Consider the following 19,257-nt stretch of genomic DNA (forward strand, 5'->3'; position numbering starts at 1 on the left):
CGGTGGCGGGCCCGGTGGTCCCCGCGGCCGTCGCGCGCTCGCTCAGGGGACGCTCCTCAGAAGAGCGCCGGCTGGTCGGCGGGGGCGCTGGTGCCCTCCACGCGGGTCAGCAGCTCGGCGCCGTTGTTGCGGACGTTGTTGACCGCGGTGCCCACCGGGCGCAGCTCGAGGGACTCGACCAGCTCCGGCGGGGTCGGCTCGGCCAGCGTCTCGACGTCGTCGCGGGCCGGGTCGAGCCAGTCGGCCCACCGCTCGCGCGGCAGCACCAGCGGCATCCGGTCGTGGATCTCGGTGAGGGCACCGGTGGCCGGGGCGGTGACCACGGTGCAGGTGTAGAGCCGGTCCTCCCCCTTGCCCCAGACCTCGTAGAGGCCGGCCATGGCCAGCACCGACCCGTCGGCGGGGGTGATGAAGAACGGCTGCTTGCCCGGCGAGTCGAGCCTCTTCTGCCACTCGTACCAGCCGTCGGCGGGGACCAGGCAGCGCCGGGAGCGGGCGGCCGAGCGGAAGGCGGGCTTCTCGGTCAGCGACTCGACGCGGGCGTTGAGCAGCCGGTTGCCCACCGAGACGTCCTTGGCCCACGAGGGCACCAGCCCCCAGCGGACGCTGCGCAGCTCGCGGTGCCCGGCGCCGGTGGGGCTGCCCTCGGGGTCGCGCTCCCGCTTGGTCCGCACGACGTAGACGTCCTTGGTGGGAGCGACGTTGTAGTCGGCCGGCAGCGGCTGCTGCCCCTCGGCGGGCACCGCCTCGAACTCGACCACGAGGTCCTCGGGACGGCGGGTGGCGGCGTAGCGACCGCACATGGCTGGTCCTCCCGGCTGGTCGGTGTCGACGGGGTCGGTCCGGACGGGACGCCCGGTACGGTCCCCGCCCGACTCTAGGGGCGCCCACCGACACGCGACCGGGGAAGGGCCCCCGTGCCCTCACCCGCTCGCAGGCTCGCGGCGGGAGCCTGCACGGGGGCCGTCCAGGAGCGAGGATCGACCCGTGACCGCTACCCAGAACCCCCCGCACGAGCAGCCGAAGACCGCCAGCGACTCGGCCGAGCGCCGCTACGCGACGGTCAACCCCTTCACCGGCGAGACGGAGGAGGAGTTCGAGTTCACCCCGACCGAGGAGATCGACGGGATCGTCGGCCGGGCGCACGCGGCCTACCAGGAGTGGCGGCAGCGGTCGGTCGAGGACCGCGCCGCCGTCGTCCGCCGGGCCGCCGAGCTCATGGACGAGCGCCGCGACGACCTCGCCCGGCTCATCACCACCGAGATGGGCAAGCGGCACGAGGAGGCCACGGGCGAGCTCTTCCTGTGCTCGATGATCCTCAAGTACTACGCCGACAACGGCCCCGGCTTCCTCCGGCCCACGCAGATCACGCCGCTGATGGGCAAGGGCGAGGCGGTCGTGGAGACCCAGCCGATCGGCGTCCTGCTGGCCATCGAGCCGTGGAACTACCCCTTCTACCAGGTGGTCCGCGTGGCCGGCCCGAACCTGGTGCTGGGCAACACCGTGATCCTCAAGCACGCCGAGATCACCCCGCAGTGCGCGGTGGCCATCGAGCAGCTCTTCACCGACGCCGGCGCCCCCGAGGGCGTCTTCACCAACACCTTCCTGCGCATCGCCGACGTCGAGCAGGTCATCGCCGACCCGCGCATCCAGGGCGTGACCCTCACCGGCAGCGAGCGGGCCGGCAGCGCCGTCGGGGCGCTGGCGGGCAAGTACCTCAAGAAGTCGGTGCTCGAGCTCGGCGGCAGCGACCCGTTCATCGTGCTCGACGCCGACGACCTCGGCGCCACGGTCAAGGCCGCGACCATGGGCCGGATGCAGAACACCGGCCAGGCGTGCACCGCCTCCAAGCGGCTGATCGTCACCGAGGAGCTCTACGAGCCCTTCGTCGAGGGCCTCAAGCAGGCCTTCTCGACCTTCTCCCCCGGCGACCCGGCCGACCCGTCGACATCGCTGGCCCCGCTGTCGAGCGAGCGCGCCGCGCAGGACCTGCACGCGCAGATCCAGGACGCGATCGACAAGGGCGCCACCGTCGTCGCCGGCGGGAAGCGGCCCGAGCACCCGGGCGCCTTCGTCGAGGCCACCATCCTCACCGACGTCACCCCGGAGATGCGGGCCTTCCGCGAGGAGCTGTTCGGCCCCGCGGCCGTCGTCTACAAGGTGAAGGACGCCGACGAGGCGGTCGCGCTGGCCAACGACAGCGACTTCGGCCTGGGCGCCACCGTCATGAGCAGCGACCTCGACCGCGCGCGGGCGGTGGCCGAGCGGCTCGAGGCCGGCATGGTGTGGATCAACCAGCCCACCGGCTCCTCCCCCGAGCTGCCCTTCGGCGGCGTCAAGCGGTCGGGCTACGGCCGCGAGCTCTCCGAGCTGGCGATGTTCGAGTTCGCCAACCGGCGGCTGGTCCGCACGGTGCCGGTGAAGAAGGCCGACCGCCCGCTCGGCGGCTGAGCGTGAGCGGCGTCGTCCGGACGGGGCAGGATGGTCCCCCGTGAGCCAGGTCTGGACGACGCCGCACCGCGGCACCCCCGTCGACGCCGTCGTCCCGCTGCCCGGGTCGAAGTCGATCACCGCCCGGGCGCTGGTGCTGGCCGCGCTGGCCGACGGGCCCGGCCGGGTCGTGCGGCCGCTGCGGGCCCGCGACACCGACCTCATGGCCGCCGGTCTGCGGGCGCTCGGCGTCGGGATCGCCGACGACGGGGACGACTGGCTGGTCACCCCCGCGGAGCTGCGCGGGCCGGCCGAGGTCGACGCCGGGCTGGCCGGCACCGTGCTGCGGTTCCTGCCGCCGGTGGCCGCGCTGGCCGACGGCCCGGTCCGGCTCGACGGCGACCCGCGGCTGCGCGAGCGGCCCAACGCCGGGCTGATCGCGGCGCTGCGCGCCCTCGGCGTCCGGGTCGACGACGGCGGGCGCGGCCGGGCGCCGTTCACCGTGCACGGCACCGGCGCCGTCCGCGGCGGGGCGGTGACCGTCGACGCGAGCGAGTCCTCGCAGATCGTCTCCGGGCTGCTGCTGGCCGCCGCCCGCTTCGGCGACGGGATCGACCTCGCCCTGGCCGGCGGGGTGCCGTCGATGCCGCACGTGGAGATGACCGTCGTCGCGCTGCGCGAGCACGGGGTGGACGTGGACGCCACCGGGCGCGGGTGGCAGGTCGCGCCCGGACGCGTCGCACCACGGGACCGGGTGGTCGAACCCGACCTGTCCAACGCCGCGCCGTTCCTCGCCGCCGCGCTGGTCACCGGCGGGCGGGTCACCGTCCCCGACTGGCCGCGGCTCACCACCCAACCCGGGGCACAGCTGGAGCGGCTTCTGCCGCTGATGGGCGCCGAGGTCGAGCGGACGCCGGACGGGCTGCGGGTCACCGGCACCGGCCGGATCGCCCCGCTGGTCGCCGACCTCGGTGAGGTGGGCGAGCTGACGCCGGTGCTCGCGGCGCTGTGCGCGCTGGCCGACGGCACCTCCCGGCTGACCGGCATCGGCCACCTGCGCGGGCACGAGACCGACCGGCTGCAGGCTCTGGACGAGGTGCTCAGCGCCGTCGGCGCGCGGGTCGAGCAGCTGCCCGACGGGCTGGTGGTCACCCCCGGGCCGGGGCGTCCGGCGCTGGTGGACTCCTACGCCGACCACCGCATGGTGCACGCCGCCGCCGTCCTCGGCCTGGCCGTCGACGGCGTCCGGGTGTCGGGGCCGGAGGCGGTGACCAAGACGCTGCCGGACTTCCGCGAGCGCTGGGCCGGGATGCTCGGCGCGACCGCCGGGGTGGGCTCCTGAGCCGCCGGCACGACAGCCGGTCGGACGAGGACGACGTCCGGGTCCGGCCCAACCGGCGCGGGTCGCGGCCGCGCACCCGCACCCGCCCCGCGCACGCCGACGCCGTCCCGGGGCTGGTGGTCGCGGTCGACCGCGGGCGGATGACCGTGCGCGTCGAGGCGCCCGACGGCGGCCCGCACGAGGTCACCGCGATGCGCGCCCGCGAGCTCGGCCGGCACGGCGTCGTCGTCGGCGACCGGGTGCGGCTGGTCGGCGACACCACCGGCCGGCCCGACACCCTCGCCCGCATCGTCGTCATCGAGGACCGGACGACGTCGCTGCGGCGCACCGCCGACGACACCGACCCCACCGAGCGGGTGGTCGTGGCCAACGCCGAGCAGCTCGTCGTCGTCACGTCGGTGGCCGACCCCGACCCGGCGCTGGGCTTCCTGGACCGCTGCCTGGTCGCGGCCTACGCCGGTGGGCTCGAGCCGCTGTTCTGCCTGACCAAGACCGACCTGGTCAGCGCACAGCCGCTGCTCGACCGCTACGCCGGCCTCGGCGTCGACGCGGTCCCGATGTCGCGCGAGACGCCGCTGGACCCGCTGCTCGAGCGCCTCGCCGGGCGCACCAGCGTCTTCGTCGGGCAGTCCGGGGTGGGCAAGTCGACGCTGGTCAACCGGCTGGTGCCCGCGGCCGACCGGGCCATCGGCGACGTGAGCAAGGTGGGCAAGGGCCGGCACACCTCGTCGTCGGCGGTGCTGTTCGACCTGCCCGGCGGCGGCACGATCGTCGACACCCCGGGCATCCGCTCGCTCGGGCTGGCGCACGTCACCGCCGACGACGTCGTCGGCGCCTTCGAGGACCTCGCCGAGGCCGCCGTCGACTGCCCGCCCGGCTGCGGGCACTCCGCGCAGGACCCCGACTGCGCGCTCGACGCCTGGGCGGCAGCCGGGCCGCCGGGTCGAGCCGAGCAGCTGGCCAGCGTGCGGCGGCTGCTCGACGCCGTCGGCCAGCTCGGCCCCGGCTATTGAGGAGGCCTGATGCAACAGCAGGTGCACTTCACCACCCTGGCCACCGCCGACCTCGACGCGGCGCGGCGGTTCTACGTCGAGGGCCTCGGCTGGACGCCGCTGCTCGACGTCCCTGGCGAGATCGTCTTCTTCCAGATCGCGCCCGGCACGGTGCTCGCCTTCTTCGAGGCGGGGCAGTTCGCGCAGGACCTCGGCAGCGGCCCGGCGCGGCCGACTGTCTCCGGCGTGACGCTGGCGCACAACGTCGGTGACCGTGACGCCGTCCGGGCGCTGGTCGACGCGATGACCGCCGCCGGCGGCACGGTCCTCACCGCGCCGGAGGAGGGCGCCTTCGGCGGCGTGTTCCACGCGCTGGTGCGCGACCCGAACGGCGTCGTCTGGGAGGTCGCGCACAACCCCGGCTGGTCGGTCGACGCCGACGGGACCGTGCGGCTCGGTTAGCGCGGCCGGTCTCGGAACCGGACGTCGGCGATCGGCTCGTCCACCGCCTCGATCCGCACGTCCAGGCCAGGTCCGAGCGACTCCGGGTCATCGACCCACACGCAGACGCCCGTCGCCACGTCCAGCCGGACCCGGTGGGGAGCCGGCGGGCCGCCGCAGTAACGCACGCACCGGCTCGGTCCGCCACGGGTGACCGGGCCAGCGCACGGTGAACCGCAGCGTCGTCCACCGCCACGGCGAGGAGCGGGCGAGCGCGCGGAAGGCGTCGGCGTCGGACACGTCCGGAGAGTGACCCCGCAGGCCGGCACGTGTCCCGCGAGTGGTCGTGCTCTGCCCACAGGTGTGGGCAGAGCACGACCACCCACGCTGGGAGGTGCGCCCTCGAGTCGGCATGGCACGGGAGGCGGCGGGGTCACGGGACCCGCCACTCGGCCTCCGCCGTCGCGTCCGGCGTCCTCCACCGTGAGGTCCACGAGGCGGACCGTGTCCAGGATGACCAGCGGGTCCTCGGGCCCCGGCCGCCAGGACGGCGCCCCGGCCCAGCCCGTCGTCGGGCCCGTCGAGCCGGGCCTCGGCAGGTCGCGTGCCCGACCCGAGCCCTGCGGCACGAGCCGCCCCCGGACCGGGTCCTCAGACGTCGACCCAGCCGCCGGAGCGCCAGTACAGCCCGGCCGCGCGGGAGAGCAGGCCCTCGTCGACCAGGTAGCGGCGCAGCGCCGCGGTGTCGGGGTGCCAGACGGCCAGGAGCGCGTTGACCTCGCGCTCGGGATAGCGGACGCCGACGTCGAAGACCCGCACCAGGTGCTCGAGCACGACCCGGCGCTTGCTCTGCTGGGCCGGGATGGACACCAGCCGGCCGTCGCGGACGAACGCGGCCAGGACGCCGGACTCCGCGGGGTCCTCCGACAGCGGCTCGGGCGCCGGCGCGGCCTCGGCGGCGGCCCGCGCCGCGGCGCCGAAGCGGTCGGTGAGCAGTTCGAGGGTGTGCCCGTCGCGGCGCACCAGCCCGCCGCGGGCCAGCCGGCGGGCAGCCAGCGCGACGTCCTTGAGCGCCAGCCCGGAGGCGTCGGCGACCTCCTCGATCGTCCCGGCGCCGAGCGCCAGGGCCGCCACCACCCTCAGCCGGGCGGGGTCGGCCAGCAGCCCCGCGATCCTCGCCGCCTCCACGCCCGCGACGGTATCCGCGCATCGAGCCACGTGGGCGGGGGTAGGCCGACCGGCATGGTGAGCCCCATCGACATCCAGAAGGCCCTCAAGGGCATGGACTACCCGGCCAGCAAGCAGCAGATCCTCGAGCACGCCAAGGGCGGCGGCAAGGAGGTGCTGGACGCGCTGGAGAAGATCGACGACCGGGAGTACGAGGGTCCCAGCGGGGTCAGTGCGGCGGTCTTCGACTGACCGCCCGCTAGGTTCGGTGCCCATGACACCGGGCCGGGACTTCACGGGGGACATGCACCTGGCGCACGTCCTCGCCGACCAGGCGGACTCGATCAGCATGGAGCGGTTCCGGGCGCTCGACCTCACGGTCGAGACCAAGCCGGACCTCACGCCGGTCACCGACGCCGACCGCGCCGTCGAGGAGCAGCTGCGCACCACCCTCGCGCGGGCCCGCACCCGCGACGCCGTGCTGGGCGAGGAGTTCGGCGTCACCGGGCACGGCCCCCGGCGCTGGGTGCTCGACCCCATCGACGGGACGAAGAACTTCGTCCGCGGCGTGCCCGTGTGGGCGACGCTCATCGCGCTGTTCGACGGCGACGAGGCGGTCGTCGGGCTGGTCTCGGCCCCTGCCCTCAACCGCCGCTGGTGGGCGGCCAAGGACGTCGGCGCGTGGACCGGCCGGCGCCTGGAGTCGGCCACCCGCTGCCGCGTGTCGGGCGTCTCGGACCTCGGCGACGCGAGCCTGTCGTTCTCCAGCCTGTCCGGCTGGCAGGAGCGCGACCTGCTCGACGGCTTCCTCGACCTCACCCGGTCGGTGTGGCGGACGCGCGGCTACGGCGACTTCTGGAGCTACGTGCTGCTGGCCGAGGGCGCGGTCGACGTCGCCTGCGAGCCCGAGGTGTCCCTGTGGGACCTCGCCGCGCTCGACGTCATCGTCCGCGAGGCCGGCGGCCGGTTCACCGACCTGTCCGGTGCGGCCGGGCCGGCCGGCGGCAGCGCGCTGGCCACCAACGGCCTGCTGCACGACGCCGCGCTGGCCCACCTGCGGCCGTCCCAGCCGGCGGCCCGGGCGGCTGACGACACCCGGGCTGCGGACGGCGACGGACGCGCCTGACGACGGCCCTGACGACGACGGCGGCCCCTCCCCGGGATCCGGGCAGGGGCCGCCGTCGTGTGCGGGTGGGTCACACCGTCGGGGTCGTGCCCCCGGTGCCGCCCGTGCCGCGCCCACCGGAGAACCGGCGGCGCGCGTCGTCGATCCGCGCCCTCGTCTTCGGGTCCTTCGCCAGCTGCTGGGCCCGCGTGGTCACCTGCCGGAGCGCCTGCTGGCCCTTGGGACTGCGGGCGAACTGGGCCACCTTGTCGAACACCGACGCCATGTCGCGTTCCTCCTCTCGCCGGAGCCCGCGCCGGGCCCCGCTGCTGGGTCAACGGTCCCCCGGCCACCGCCGTTCCACGCGCTCGGCGGCACGGGTGGCCGACCGGTGTCACCACGGCGTCACCGCGGGGTCACGGGCACTGGGAGGACGCCCCTCCCGAGGTCGTGCTGACCGCGATCGGCAGGGACGGCCGCGGTGCAGGGACACGGTGCACGCCGGTCATCGGAGCCGGGGCGAGCGCCAGCATCGTGCCCGGGGCCGCCACGCTGGCCCGGGCCTGGGCGGACGAGTACGACCACCCGCTCGCCGTCGTCCGCCGCAGGCCCCGCCCCACCTGACCCACCGCACAGTGGGGTCAGGCCTCGCGCCAGCGGCGGGCCGCCGCCCGCAGCCCCGGGTCGGTGCGGGGCTCCACCACCCGCCCGGGCTCCTGCCGGGCCGCGACGGCCGTCCCGGTGCCGCGCGCGGCGAGCAGGGCGGCACCGACGGCCGAGGCGCTGCGCAGCGGCAGGTACCGCACCGGGACGCCGAGGACGTCGGCGAGGAGCTGCTGGACGACGGCCGAGCGCCCGCCCCCGCCGGTGAGGACGACGGGACCGCCGCCGCCCAGCAGGTCCGCCGCCGCGGCGACGGCGAACACGACACCCTCCACCGCGGCGCGGGCGAGGTCGGCGCGCGTGGTGCCGGCGGTCAGCCCCGACCAGCTCCCCCGCGCGTCCGGGCCGGCCACCCCGCCGCGTTCGCCGGTCAGGAACGGCCGGAAGACGACGCCCCCGGCCCCCGCCGGCACGCCCGCCGCGACCTCGAACAGCTCGGCGTCCTCCAGACCCAGGACCCGGCCCACCCACGACCAGGCCAGGCCGGCGTTCTGCAGCGCGGCCATGCCGTACCAGCCCTGTCCGGTGTCGGCGTAGGAGTGCACGACCGGGTCGGTGGCCGGGGCGGGCCGCCACCCGGGCCGGAGCAGCTGCGCACCGGTGCCGAGGTTGACCTGGACGCCGGTCCGCGTGCCGGCCGCCAGCAGGGCCAGCGGGGTGTCCGCGCCGCCGACCACGACCGGCACCTCGGCGCCGGGCAGGCCGGCGGCGGGCAGGTCGGCGGCGCCGGCCACGGTCGACCCGGGGACGACGGCGGGCAGCAGGCCCGGGTCGATCCCGGCGGCCGCCGTGGCCGCCGTCGACCAGCGGTCGCCGGGGACGTCCCAGAGCAGGGTCGCCGAGGCGTCGCTGCGGTCGGTGCGGCGCCAGTCGGCCCCTGGCAGGAGCGTGGCGCGCAGCGCGTCCTTGGGGAGCAGCACCCCGGCGGCCCGCGCCAGCAGCTCGGGCCGGCGCGCGCCCAGCCAGGCCAGCAGCGGCCCGGTCATGCCGGGCACCAGCGGGTTGGCCAGCGCGGCGCGGTCGGCCGCGGGGAGCTCCCGCCACCGCTGCAACTCGGCAGCGGCCCGCTGGTCGGGCCACAGCAGCGCCGGGGCGAGCGCCGTCCCCGCGTCGTCGACCAGCACGGCGCCGTGCATCTGCCCGGACAGCCCCAGCCCGCGGACGGTGGCGCCGCGCAGGGCCGGCGCCACCTGCTCGAGCGCGGCGTCCAGAGCCGCGCGCCACGTGCCGACGGCGGTCTCCGCCCAGCCGGGCTGCGGGCGGTCGACCGCGTAGCCGACCTCCGCCTCGGCGACGGGCGCGCCGCCGGCGTCGAGCGCGAGCAGCTTGAGCCCGCTGGTCCCGAGGTCCGCGCCGAGGAGGACGTCGCTCACCGGGGGGAGTGGGCGAAGCCGCCGCTGCGGCCGTTGCGGTCGGCGAGCAGCCCGGCCAGCGTGCTCAGCGCGATCTCGGCCGGTGTGCGCGAGCCGACGTCCAGGCCGATCGGCCGGTGCACCCGCGCCACCTCCTCGGGTGCGACGCCGAGCTCGGCCAGCGCGGCCACGTGCGGGCCCTCGTGCCGCGGGTTGCCCATCACGCCCACCCAGCGCACCCGGCGGGCCAGCGCGTCGCGCAGCACCTCGCCCAGCTCGGGACGGTGGTGGTCGGTGACGACGACGTCGGCGTCGGAGAGGTCCTCGGTCAGGTCGTCGAGGGCGATGACGCCGGCCCCGCGGGCCGGGTCGGGGTCGAGCAGCACCGTGCGGAAGCCGAGCTCCGGCGCCCAGCGCTGCAGCACCTCGGCCACCGGCGAGGCGAAGACGGCGACCAGCACCCGGCCGGTGGGCGCCTCCGCCGGCGCCCCGTGCGCGACGCCGCAGGTCGCGTCGGTCACGTCTCCTCCTCGCTGGCGCTCGTCGGACACGTGCCCGGCGGTGCTGTGCCCATGGGTGACCTCGCGAGCTCGGTCACGTGTCCTCCCCCAGGAAGCCGACCAGTGCCGCGGCGAAGGCCGGCGCCCGCAGCGCGGTCGAGTGGTCGCCGGGGACGACCGTCACCCGGGCGCCGGGGATGGCCGCGGCGAGCACCTCGGGACGGACCGCCAGCGGGTCGGCGTCGCCGGCGAGGACCAGCGTGGGCGCGGTGATGGCGGCCAGGTCCGCGCCGTGGACGTGCACCGCCCGGGCGTGCGCGGCCAGGGCACGCCGGTCGGCGTTGAGGGCGTCGGCCAGCCGGCGGTGGAAGACGGTGGCGGGGTCGCGCACGTCGGCGACGTCGGCCGCCTCCAGCGCCGCGGCGAGCCCGGCCATGAGGACCGAGCGGCGCTCGGGGCCGCCGGGCTCGACGAACGCGGCGCCGGCACCGCACACCACCAGCCGGCGCACCCTCGCGTCGGTGGCCGCGGTCAGCATGGCGACCGTCGCTCCCATCGAGTAGCCGGCCAGGTCGAAGGAGTCGTGGCCGAGCGCGTCGGCCACCCGCCGCAGGTCGTCGGACATCCGGGCCTCCCCGTAGGCGGCGGGGTCGTGCGGCTTGTCCGACCTGCCGTGCCCGCGGGCGTCGACGCCGACGACCTCCCGCCCGGCCGACAGGAGGGCCGCGACCGCCCCGGTGCCGACCCAGTTGAGCCGGGTGTCGGCGACGAAGCCGTGCTGGAGGTACACCGGCGGCAGGTCACCGGCGGCGCCCCACCGGTGCACGGCGACCTCGACGCCGTCGGCGCCGGGCACGCGCAGGGTGCCGGTGGAGACGGTCACGCGGCGCGCTCGGGGCTGTCGCCGTAGGCGTAGGACGCGTCGACGTACCGGCCGCCCCGCGCGACCCCCGGCGGGGCGATCTCGCCCAGGCGCGCCAGGTCGGCGTCGGAGAGCCGCACGGCCGCCGCGCCGACGTTCTCCTCCAGGTAGGGGCGCCGCTTGGTGCCGGGGATCGGCACCACGTCGTCGCCCTGCGCCAGCACCCACGCCAGCGCCAGCTGCCCGGGGCTGACGGCCTTCTCCTCCGCCATCGCCCGGACGGCGTCGACCAGCCGCAGGTTGGCGGCGAACGCCGCGCCGGTGAAGCGCGGGTGGCCGCGGCGCCAGTCGTCCTCGCCGAAGTCCTCCGGGCTGCGGATCGCGCCGGTGAGGAAGCCGCGGCCCAGCGGGCTGAACGGCACGATGCCGATGCCGTGCTCGCGGGCCACGCCGAGCACCTCCGCCTCCAGGTCGCGGGTCCACAGCGACCACTCGCTCTGCAGCGCCGCGACCGGGTGGACGGCGACGGCGCGGCGGATCGAGGTGGCCGAGGCCTCCGACAGCCCGAGGTGGCGGACCTTGCCCTGCTGCACGAGCTCGGCCATCGCGCCGACGGTGTCCTCGATCGGCACCTGCGGGTCGACCCGGTGCTGGTAGTAGAGGTCGATCACGTCGACACCGAGCCGGCGCAGGCTGGCCTCGGCGCGGGCCCGCACGTTCTCCGGGCGGCCGTCGATGTCCATGCCGCCGCGGTCGTTGCGCGACAGGGAGAACTTCGTGGCCAGCTGCACCTCGTCGCGGCGGCCGCGGATCGCCTCGCCGACCAGCTCCTCGTTGTGCCCGTCGCCGTAGACGTCGGAGGTGTCGAGGAAGGTGACGCCGAGGTCGAGCGCCCGGTGGATCGTCGCGACCGACTCGTCGCGGTCGGCCGTGCCGTACATCTGGCTCATCCCCATGCAGCCGAGGCCGAGCGCGGAGACGACGAGGCCGTTCCGGCCGAGGGTGCGGGTACCGACGGGAGAGGTCATGCCCGCATCCTCGTCGCCGCGCGCGACACCCCGCCACCGCCCGGTTGTGCCCCGGTCCGACCGGGTAGCCGCTCCGGGCAGCGACCTCCGGGAGGACCCATGAGCTCGAGCCCGCCCCGCCGCCGTACCGCCCGCCTGCTCGGCCTGGCCAGCCTGGGCCTGGGCACCTCGATGCTCGTGGACCCGGCGGGCGTCGCCCGGTTCGCCGGGGTCGACGACTCCCCCGTGGCCCTGCCGGTGGTCACCGCCGTCGGGGCCCGGGAGCTGGCGCACGCCGCCGGCCTGCTCGCCGGCCGGCCCGGGTGGGCCTGGACCCGCGTCCTCGGCGACGCCGTGGACCTGACCGTCCTGGGCATGGCACTGCAGAACCGCCGCGGCGAGCGCGAGCGCCGGCTGCGCTCCGTCGTGGTCGGCGCCTCCGCCCTGGCCGTGCTGGACCTGCTGACGGCGCTGGCCTCCCGGCGCGCCCGCACCACCGCGCCCGACCTCACGCCGGTGACCCGGCCGAGGACCGGCCTGGTGGCGCCGCTGGTCGACGTCCGGGCGGCGCTGGCCGGCGAGCCCCGGCGGCCGGTGGCCCCGCGGCCCGACGTCCCGGCCGCGCGGATGCCCGACGCCCCGTAGGCGCGCCCGCCCGCGGTCAGCCCCTGGCCAGGCCGTCGATCCGCGCCACCTCGTCGTCCGACAGGGAGAGGTCCCCGATCGCCAGGTTGGCCCGGATCCGCTCCGGGGTCGCCGACTTGGGGATGACGACGACGCCGTGCTCGACGTGCCAGCGCAGCACCACCTGCGCCGGGGTCACGCCGTGGGCCTCGGCCACCTCGCGCAGCACCGGGTCGGCGAGGTCGGTGTTCTTGAACGGGCTGTAGCCCTCCAGGACGACGCCGCGCTCCCGGTGCCCGGCCTCGACGGCGGCGTCGTAGCGCGACGGCGCCCAGCTGACCTGGTTGACCGCCGGCCGCACGCCGCTCGCCTCGGCGAGCCGGTCGACCTGGTCCAGCGAGTAGTTGCTGACGCCGACGGCCCGGGCCCGCCCGGCCTCGCGGGCCTCGACGAAGCGCTCCCACAGGTCCTCCCCGGCACCCCCGGGCGGCCAGTGCACCAGCCACAGGTCGACCGCGTCGACGTCGAGCGCGTCGAGGGACGCCGTCAGCGTCCGCTCGGCCCGGCCGGCCTCGCGAGGCGGCAGCTTGGTGGTCACGAAGACCTCGTCGCGGTCGACCCCCGAGTCGCGCAGCGCCCGCCCCACCTCGGCCTCGTTGCGGTACATCGTCGCGGTGTCCAGGTGCCGGTACCCGGCGTCCAGGGCGGTCCGGACGGCGTCGTAGCACCCGGCGCCGGTCATCTGCCAGGTGCCGAAGCCGAGCAGGGGCATGCCGCCGCCGCCGTCGAGCGGCACGGTGGGGAGGGTCGCGGTCACCCCGCTGCCCTGCCCGTGCCCGCCGGCGGCGACACGTGCCCTCAGCGGACGGACGCGGTCAGGAACCCGTCGACCACCGTCGCCAGCTCCGGGGCGGTGGCGACGTCGTAGTGCGTCCGGCCCGGCAGGACCGCCAGCCGGGACGCCGGGCGCCCGGCACCGTCCCAGCCGGGGTCGCGCAGCCCGCCGCCGAGCAGCCCGTAGAACTCCGCGGCGTGCGCCGGCGGGACGCTGTCGCAGTCGCCGTAGGCGAGCAGCACGGGGGCGGTGATCGCGCGCACCTCGTCGCTCCAGTCGTAGGGGGTGCGCAGCAGGTCGCCCGTCTTGTCCATGAGGGCCGGGAACGCGTCGACGTCGGGCGCCACGGCGGCGTAGGCGTCGTAGACCGGCGACTGCCGCATCCACTCGAACCCGGCGCTGCTGACGCCGGCCATCCCCTCCAGGACGTCGGGCAGCCAGCCCCCGCGGCGGCACGGCGCCGCCACCACGACCAGGCGGCGCACCAGCTCCGGGTGCCGGATCGTGGCGCGCAGGCTCACCCCGCCACCGAGGGAGTAGCCCATCAGGTCGACCGGCCCCAGGTCCAGGTGCCGCACGAGGGCGGCCACGTCGTCGGCCAGGGCGTCCCAGGTGAAGGGCCGGTCGACGTCGGCGGTGCGGCCGTGCCCCTGCGGCTCGACCGCGACCACCCGTCGGGAGGCGGCCAGCCGCTCCAGGACCCCGCCCCACGCCTCGACCACCCCGAAGCCGCCGTGCACCGCCACCAGCGGCGTGCCGCCCTCCCCCAGGCTCCGCCAGTACGCCCGCACGCCCCCGGTCACCGGTGCGTACCCCTCGTCGACCCGCAGGTCCGTCGTCGTCATGTGGGGTGGACGGCCGGACCCGCCGGAACTCATCGGAGGTGGTGGGATGACAGGGGTCGAAGGCGCCCGCCCGGGGCCCCGGCGAGGAGGGTCTGCGTGCAGTACGTCGAGAACGTCATCGAGCTGGTGGGGAACACCCCGCTGGTCCGGTTGACGTCCGTGACCCGTCACCTCGGGGCAGACGCGCCGCTGGTGCTGGCCAAGGTCGAGTACCTCAACCCCGGCGGCTCGGTGAAGGACCGCATCGCCGTGCGGATGGTCGACGCCGCGGAGGCCAGCGGCGCGCTGCGGCCCGGCGGGACGATCGTGGAGCCGACCAGCGGCAACACCGGCATCGGGCTGGCGCTGGTCGCCCAGCAGCGCGGCTACCGCTGCGTCTTCGTCTGCCCCGACAAGGTGGGCAAGGAGAAGATCGACGTGCTCAAGGCCTACGGCGCCGAGGTGCACGTCTGCCCGACCGCCGTCGACCCGGCAGACCCGCGCTCCTACTACTCGGTCTCCGACCGGCTGGCCCGCGAGACGCCCGGCGGGTGGAAGCCCGACCAGTACGCCAACCCGGCCAACCCGCGGTCGCACTACGAGAGCACCGGCCCCGAGATCTGGGCGCAGACCGAGGGGCGGGTGACCTGCTTCGTCACCGGTGTCGGCACCGGGGGCACGATCAGCGGCACCGGCCGCTACCTCAAGGAGGCCTCCGGCGGGCGGGTGCGCGTGGTCGGCGTCGACCCGGAGGGCTCGGTCTACTCCGGCGGCACCGGGCGGCCCTACCTGGTCGAGGGGGTGGGCGAGGACTTCTGGCCCGACGCCTACGACCGCAGCATCGCCGACGAGATCGTCGCCGTCAGCGACGGCGACTCCTTCGCGATGACCCGGCGGCTGGCCCGCGAGGAGGGGCTGCTGGTGGGGGGCTCGTGCGGCATGGCGGTGGCCGGCGCGCTGCGCGCCGCCGAGCGCCTGACGCGGGACGACGTCGTCGTCGTCCTCCTCCCCGACGGCGGGCGCGGCTACCTCGGCAAGATCTACAACGACGACTGGATGGCCGACTACGGCTTCCTGGAGCAGGCCACGCAGGGCACCGTCGGCGAGCTGCTCGCCCAGAAGGGCGGGGCGACGCCGGAGCTGGTGCACACCCACCCGAACGAGACGGTGCGCGACGCCATCGACATCCTCCGCGAGTACGGCGTCAGCCAGCTGCCGGTGGTGCGCGCCGAGCCGCCGGTGACCGCCGGTGAGGTCGTCGGGTCGGTCGAGGAGAAGACGCTGCTCGACGCGCTGTTCGCCGGGCGGGCCAGTCTCGCCGACCGGGTGGAGCGGCACATGTCCCCGCCGCTGCCGATCATCGGCTCCGGCGAGCCGGTCAGCGCCGCGGTGGCGGCCCTCGGCACGGCGGACGCGCTGCTCGTGCACGAGGAGGGCAAGCCGGCCGGCGTGGTCACCCGGCAGGACGTGCTCGGGCACCTGGCCGGCACGTCCTCCGCGGCACCGGCCCCTACCGTCGGGACATGACCTCCTCGGCCGGCACCCCCGGCTTCAACACCCGCGCCATCCACGCCGGGCAGGACCCGGACCCGGCCACCGGCGACGTCGTCGTCCCCCTGCACCTGGCGACGACCTTCAAGCAGGACGGCGTCGGCGGCCTGCGCGGGGGGTACGAGTACGCGCGCAGCGGCAACCCCACCCGGACGGCGCTGCAGGAGGCGCTGGCCGCCCTGGAGGAGGGCCGGACCGGGCTGGCGTTCGCCTCCGGCCTGGCCGCCGAGGACACCCTGCTGCGCACGGTGTGCCGGCCGGGCAGCCACGTCGTCCTCGGCGGGGACGCCTACGGCGGCACGTTCCGGCTCATCTCCCGGGTGGCCTCGCGCTGGGGGGTGGAGCACACGCCGGCCGACCTCAACGACGTCGACGCGCTGCGGGCGGCGATCCGTCCGGAGACGCGGCTGGTCTGGTGCGAGACGCCGACCAACCCGCTGCTCAACGTCGCCGACATCGCGCTGGTCGCCGAGGTCGCGCACGCCGCCGGGGCGCTGCTCGTGGTCGACAACACCTTCGCCTCGCCCTACCTGCAGCGGCCGCTGACCCTCGGCGCCGACGTCGTCGTCCACTCGACGACGAAGTACCTGGGCGGGCACTCCGACGTCGTCGGCGGCGCGCTGGTCGTCGGGGACGACGAGGAGCTCGCCGAGCAGCTAGCCTACCACCAGAACGCGATGGGCGCGGTCTCCGGCCCCCTGTCGGACTGGCTGGTGCTGCGCGGCATCAAGACCCTCGGCGTCCGCATGGACCGCCACCAGGACAACGCCGGGCGGATCGCCGAGCACCTGCTCGCCCACGACGCCGTGTCGCGCGTCCTCTACCCGGGCCTGCCCGACCACCCCGGGCACGACATCGCGGCGAAGCAGATGTCGGGCCCCGGCGGGATGCTGTCGTTCCGGCTGGCCGACGGGGAGGAGGCGGCGCTGCGGGTCTGCGAGCGGGCCCGGCTGTTCACGCTGGCGGAGTCCCTGGGCGGGGTCGAGTCGCTGATCGAGCACCCGCACCGGATGACCCACGCCAGCGCGGCGGGCTCCCCGCTGGAGGTGCCGGCCGACCTGGTGCGGCTCTCGGTGGGCATCGAGGACGTCGAGGACCTGCTCGCCGACCTGGAGCAGGCGCTGGCCTGACGAAGGACCCCCTCCTCCCCGCCCCTCGCACGCTCGGGGCGGGACCGGGAGGGGGCCGACGGCCTCGCCCGATCCCGCCGTCCTCACCTCGGTGCGGTGAGGACACGGGGCCCGTCGTCGGTGACCGCGACCGTGTGCTCGACGTGCGCGGCCCGGCTGCCGTCGGCGCTGCGCAGCGTCCAGCCGTCGGCGTCCACCCGGTAGTCGTCGCTCCCGCCGGCGAGGAACCACGGCTCGATGGCGATGACCAGCCCCGGGCGCAGCGGCAGCCCGCGGCCGGGGCGGCCCTCGTTCGGCACGGACGGCGGCTCGTGCATCGAACGGCCGACGCCGTGACCGCCCTGGTCGGTGTTGATGCCGCAGCCCCCGGCGCGGCCGACCGCGCCGATGGCGGCCGAGACGTCGCCGACCCGGTTGCCGACGACCGCCGCGGCGATCCCGGCCGCCAGCGCGCGCTCGGCGGTCGCGACCAGCCCGAGGTCCTCCGGCCGCGGTGTGCCCACCAGGAAGGTGGTCGCCGCGTCGCCCACCCAGCCGTCGAGGGTGGCGCCCGCGTCGACGCTCAGCAGGTCGCCGTCCTCGAGCTCCTGGGGAGTCGGGATGCCGTGCAGCGCGACGTCGTTGACCGACAGGCAGACCACCCCAGGGAACGGCGGCGTGGTGGACAGCGGGGCGTAGCCGAGGAACGGCGAGCCGGCACCGGCGTCGGCGAGCACATCACGCGCGACCTCGTCCAGCCGGGTCAGCCGGACACCCGGTGCGGCGGCGGCACGGACGGCGGCCAGCACGTCGGCCACGACCGCCCCGGCGGCGCGCATGGCCTCCAGCTCCCCCGGCGTGCGCAGCTCGATCATCGGTGTCCTCCGCCTACCCCTCGACGGAGAGCGCTCCGGTCGGGCACTGGGAGACCGCGTCGTGGACGGCGGTGTCGTCGTCCGGCTCCTCCTGCAACACCCGCACCGCGCCGTCGTCGTCGACCTCGAACACCTCCGGCGCGAGCAGCTCGCACTGTCCCGAGCCCACGCAGATCTCGCGGTCGGCGGTGACCCGCATCAGCGCAGCCCGGTCAGCCGCGCCGGGAGGTGCTTGAGCCCGTTGACGAACGACGAGCGCAGCCGGTCGGGCGGGCCGGTCACCTCCAGGTCGGGCAGCTGGTCGAACAGCGCGCGGAAGGTGACCTGCAGCTCCCGGCGGGCCAGGTGCGCGCCGAGGCAGAAGTGCGGGCCCTTGGAGCCGAAGCCCACGTGCGGGTTGGGGTCGCGGCCGACGTCGAGGACCTGCGGGTCGGGGAAGACCGCCGGGTCGCGGTTGGCCGCGGCGTAGAAGAGCAGGAACTTGTCGCCGGCGCGGAAGCGGTGGCCGTCGAGCTCGCCGTCGCAGGTGGCGGTGCGGCGCATCCAGGTCACCGGGCTCACCCAGCGCACGACCTCCTCGACGGCGGTGCGGTCCAGGCCGGGGTCGGCGGCCCAGCGGGCCCGCTGCTCCGGGTGCTCGGAGAGCGCCAGCAGCCCCTGGGAGATGGCGTTGCGGGTGGTCTCGTTGCCGGCCACCAGCAGCAGGATGAAGAACGAGGCGATCTCCTGGTGGGTCAGCCGCTCGCCGTCGACCTCGGTGGTGACCAGCGCGGTGGTGAGGTCCTCGCGCGGGTCGGCCAGCCGCTCGGCGGCCAGGCGCTCCATGAGCGCGGCCATCTCCATGCCGGCGGTGAGGAACGCGGTGAGGGTGTCCTCCTCGTCCTCGATCAGGTCGGGGTCGCCGCCGGAGAGGATGACGTTGGACCGCGCCAGCACGCCGGGCCGGTCCTCCTCGGGGACGCCCATCATGTCGCAGATGACCCGCAGCGGGATCGGCGCGGCGATGTCGGCGACGACGTCGAGGACCCCGCCGTCCGCCTCCGCCGTCGCCCGGGCGCGGGCCAGGACGTCGTCGACGACCGACCGCACCGAGTCCAGCGTCCGTTCCAGCATCCGCGGGGTGAACGTCTTGGACACGATCCGGCGGATCTTGGCGTGCCGCGGGTCGTCCATGCTGATCAGCGAGCCGTAGAACTCGTTGAGCTCGGCCGGGACGTCCTGCATCGACACCGCGCCCTGCCCCGAGCAGAACACCGCCGGCTGCGAGCTGATCGCCTCCAGGTCGGCGTAGCGGGTGATCGCGGTGTAGCCGGGGCCGGCCGGGATGCCCGGGATCTCCGCCTCGGCGAAGAACGCGAAGGGGCGCTCGGCGCGCAGCCGGTCGAAGGCGGCGTGCCGCTCGGCGGGCGGGCGCACCCACCAGTCGCGGTCGGACAGGTCGACGGACGCCAGGTCGACGTCCTGGGGTGCGACGGTCACGGGCGGGGGCCTCCTCGGCGCGGCTGACGGCGGCCAGGCCACGCTAGAGACGACAGCGCGTGACGGGCAACACACCGGGCCGTACGCGCCGGCTCGGTT

The 19,257-nt window shown here is 76.1% G+C and carries 22 protein-coding genes; 10 read left to right on the forward strand and 12 right to left on the reverse strand.

The genetic code is table 11. The features are described from left to right. Positions 1-56: 56 nt before the first annotated feature. Complete coding sequence (locus tag ACU616_RS03285) at positions 57-803, reverse strand: SOS response-associated peptidase (protein WP_446757062.1); 747 nt, start codon at positions 801-803, stop codon at positions 57-59. Between the two features lie 184 nt (positions 804-987). Between ACU616_RS03285 and ACU616_RS03290 the strand changes: the two genes are divergently transcribed. The 4 genes from ACU616_RS03290 to ACU616_RS03305 all read left to right on the forward strand — a co-directional run bounded on the left by ACU616_RS03290 (position 988) and on the right by ACU616_RS03305 (position 5,226). Beyond that, positions 988-2,451: an NAD-dependent succinate-semialdehyde dehydrogenase gene (locus tag ACU616_RS03290; RefSeq protein ID WP_446757063.1), complete on the forward strand. Its 1,464-nt coding sequence runs from the start codon at positions 988-990 to the stop codon at positions 2,449-2,451. A gap of 40 nt (positions 2,452-2,491) precedes the next feature. Further along, positions 2,492-3,772 carry a 3-phosphoshikimate 1-carboxyvinyltransferase gene (gene aroA / locus ACU616_RS03295; RefSeq protein WP_446757064.1) on the forward strand — a complete coding sequence of 427 codons (1,281 nt, stop codon included), beginning with the start codon at positions 2,492-2,494 and terminating at the stop codon, positions 3,770-3,772. A gap of 140 nt (positions 3,773-3,912) precedes the next feature. Then, positions 3,913-4,785: a ribosome small subunit-dependent GTPase A gene (gene rsgA, locus ACU616_RS03300; RefSeq protein ID WP_446757065.1), complete on the forward strand. Its 873-nt coding sequence runs from the start codon at positions 3,913-3,915 to the stop codon at positions 4,783-4,785. Between the two features lie 9 nt (positions 4,786-4,794). Continuing rightward, the gene (locus ACU616_RS03305) at positions 4,795-5,226 is read left to right on the forward strand and encodes a VOC family protein (protein WP_446757066.1); all 432 of its coding nucleotides are present in this window, start codon (positions 4,795-4,797) and stop codon (positions 5,224-5,226) included. 630 nt (positions 5,227-5,856) lie between these two features. Here the strand turns inward: ACU616_RS03305 and ACU616_RS03310 are convergent. Further along, the gene (locus ACU616_RS03310; RefSeq protein ID WP_446757067.1) at positions 5,857-6,393 is read right to left on the reverse strand and encodes a DUF2087 domain-containing protein; all 537 of its coding nucleotides are present in this window, start codon (positions 6,391-6,393) and stop codon (positions 5,857-5,859) included. A 54-nt stretch (positions 6,394-6,447) separates the two neighbouring features. Here ACU616_RS03310 and ACU616_RS03315 point away from each other — a divergent pair, with 54 nt between their 5' ends. Next, on the forward strand, positions 6,448-6,624 hold the full coding sequence (locus ACU616_RS03315) for a DUF2795 domain-containing protein (protein WP_446757068.1): 177 nt from the start codon (positions 6,448-6,450) through the stop codon (positions 6,622-6,624). Positions 6,625-6,646: 22 nt separating this feature from the next. Then, positions 6,647-7,498 (forward strand): histidinol-phosphatase, encoded by an 852-nt coding sequence (gene hisN / locus ACU616_RS03320; protein ID WP_446757069.1) that lies wholly within the window; start codon positions 6,647-6,649, stop codon positions 7,496-7,498. A gap of 70 nt (positions 7,499-7,568) precedes the next feature. Here the strand turns inward: hisN and ACU616_RS03325 are convergent, their stop codons facing one another. Next, on the reverse strand, positions 7,569-7,763 hold the full coding sequence (locus tag ACU616_RS03325; RefSeq protein ID WP_446757070.1) for a hypothetical protein: 195 nt from the start codon (positions 7,761-7,763) through the stop codon (positions 7,569-7,571). Between the two features lie 164 nt (positions 7,764-7,927). Between ACU616_RS03325 and ACU616_RS03330 the strand changes: the two genes are divergently transcribed. Beyond that, positions 7,928-8,101 (forward strand): hypothetical protein, encoded by a 174-nt coding sequence (locus tag ACU616_RS03330; protein ID WP_446757071.1) that lies wholly within the window; start codon positions 7,928-7,930, stop codon positions 8,099-8,101. A 17-nt stretch (positions 8,102-8,118) separates the two neighbouring features. Here ACU616_RS03330 and ACU616_RS03335 read toward each other — a convergent pair whose 3' ends face one another. The 4 genes from ACU616_RS03335 to ACU616_RS03350 form a co-directional block, all read right to left on the reverse strand. Continuing rightward, positions 8,119-9,513 carry an FGGY family carbohydrate kinase gene (locus ACU616_RS03335; RefSeq protein WP_446757072.1) on the reverse strand — a complete coding sequence of 465 codons (1,395 nt, stop codon included), beginning with the start codon at positions 9,511-9,513 and terminating at the stop codon, positions 8,119-8,121. Then, positions 9,510-10,013 carry an XdhC family protein gene (locus ACU616_RS03340; protein ID WP_446757073.1) on the reverse strand — a complete coding sequence of 168 codons (504 nt, stop codon included), beginning with the start codon at positions 10,011-10,013 and terminating at the stop codon, positions 9,510-9,512. The genes ACU616_RS03335 and ACU616_RS03340 overlap by 4 nt, the downstream gene beginning before the upstream one ends. A gap of 73 nt (positions 10,014-10,086) precedes the next feature. Next, positions 10,087-10,875, reverse strand: a complete 789-nt coding sequence (locus tag ACU616_RS03345) for an alpha/beta fold hydrolase (RefSeq protein ID WP_446757074.1) — start codon at positions 10,873-10,875, stop codon at positions 10,087-10,089. After that, positions 10,872-11,882 (reverse strand): aldo/keto reductase, encoded by a 1,011-nt coding sequence (locus ACU616_RS03350; RefSeq protein ID WP_446757075.1) that lies wholly within the window; start codon positions 11,880-11,882, stop codon positions 10,872-10,874. The genes ACU616_RS03345 and ACU616_RS03350 overlap by 4 nt, the downstream gene beginning before the upstream one ends. 99 nt (positions 11,883-11,981) lie before the next feature. Here ACU616_RS03350 and ACU616_RS03355 point away from each other — a divergent pair, with 99 nt between their 5' ends. Beyond that, positions 11,982-12,506, forward strand: a complete 525-nt coding sequence (locus tag ACU616_RS03355) for a hypothetical protein (protein WP_446757076.1) — start codon at positions 11,982-11,984, stop codon at positions 12,504-12,506. 16 nt (positions 12,507-12,522) lie between these two features. Here the strand turns inward: ACU616_RS03355 and ACU616_RS03360 are convergent, their stop codons facing one another. Both ACU616_RS03360 and ACU616_RS03365 read right to left on the reverse strand, forming a co-directional pair. Beyond that, complete coding sequence (locus ACU616_RS03360; protein ID WP_446757077.1) at positions 12,523-13,302, reverse strand: aldo/keto reductase; 780 nt, start codon at positions 13,300-13,302, stop codon at positions 12,523-12,525. 41 nt (positions 13,303-13,343) lie between these two features. Then, complete coding sequence (locus tag ACU616_RS03365) at positions 13,344-14,165, reverse strand: alpha/beta fold hydrolase (protein WP_446757078.1); 822 nt, start codon at positions 14,163-14,165, stop codon at positions 13,344-13,346. A gap of 96 nt (positions 14,166-14,261) precedes the next feature. Between ACU616_RS03365 and ACU616_RS03370 the strand changes: the two genes are divergently transcribed. Further along, positions 14,262-15,671 (forward strand): cystathionine beta-synthase, encoded by a 1,410-nt coding sequence (locus ACU616_RS03370; protein WP_446757079.1) that lies wholly within the window; start codon positions 14,262-14,264, stop codon positions 15,669-15,671. Then, the gene (locus tag ACU616_RS03375) at positions 15,668-16,825 is read left to right on the forward strand and encodes a cystathionine gamma-synthase (protein WP_446757080.1); all 1,158 of its coding nucleotides are present in this window, start codon (positions 15,668-15,670) and stop codon (positions 16,823-16,825) included. Before ACU616_RS03370 ends, ACU616_RS03375 begins: the two co-directional genes overlap by 4 nt. A gap of 83 nt (positions 16,826-16,908) precedes the next feature. Here the strand turns inward: ACU616_RS03375 and map are convergent, their stop codons facing one another. The 3 genes from map to ACU616_RS03390 are packed head-to-tail and all read right to left on the reverse strand — an operon-like array spanning position 16,909 to position 19,158. Continuing rightward, positions 16,909-17,679: a type I methionyl aminopeptidase gene (gene map, locus ACU616_RS03380; RefSeq protein WP_446757081.1), complete on the reverse strand. Its 771-nt coding sequence runs from the start codon at positions 17,677-17,679 to the stop codon at positions 16,909-16,911. Between the two features lie 13 nt (positions 17,680-17,692). Next, the gene (locus ACU616_RS03385) at positions 17,693-17,878 is read right to left on the reverse strand and encodes a ferredoxin (protein WP_446757082.1); all 186 of its coding nucleotides are present in this window, start codon (positions 17,876-17,878) and stop codon (positions 17,693-17,695) included. After that, entirely contained in the window at positions 17,878-19,158 is a 1,281-nt protein-coding gene (locus ACU616_RS03390; RefSeq protein ID WP_446757083.1) for a cytochrome P450, read from the reverse strand. The genes ACU616_RS03385 and ACU616_RS03390 overlap by 1 nt, the downstream gene beginning before the upstream one ends. Between the last annotated feature and the right edge of the window lie 99 nt (positions 19,159-19,257).

Source organism: Geodermatophilus sp. URMC 62, from assembly GCF_052931475.1.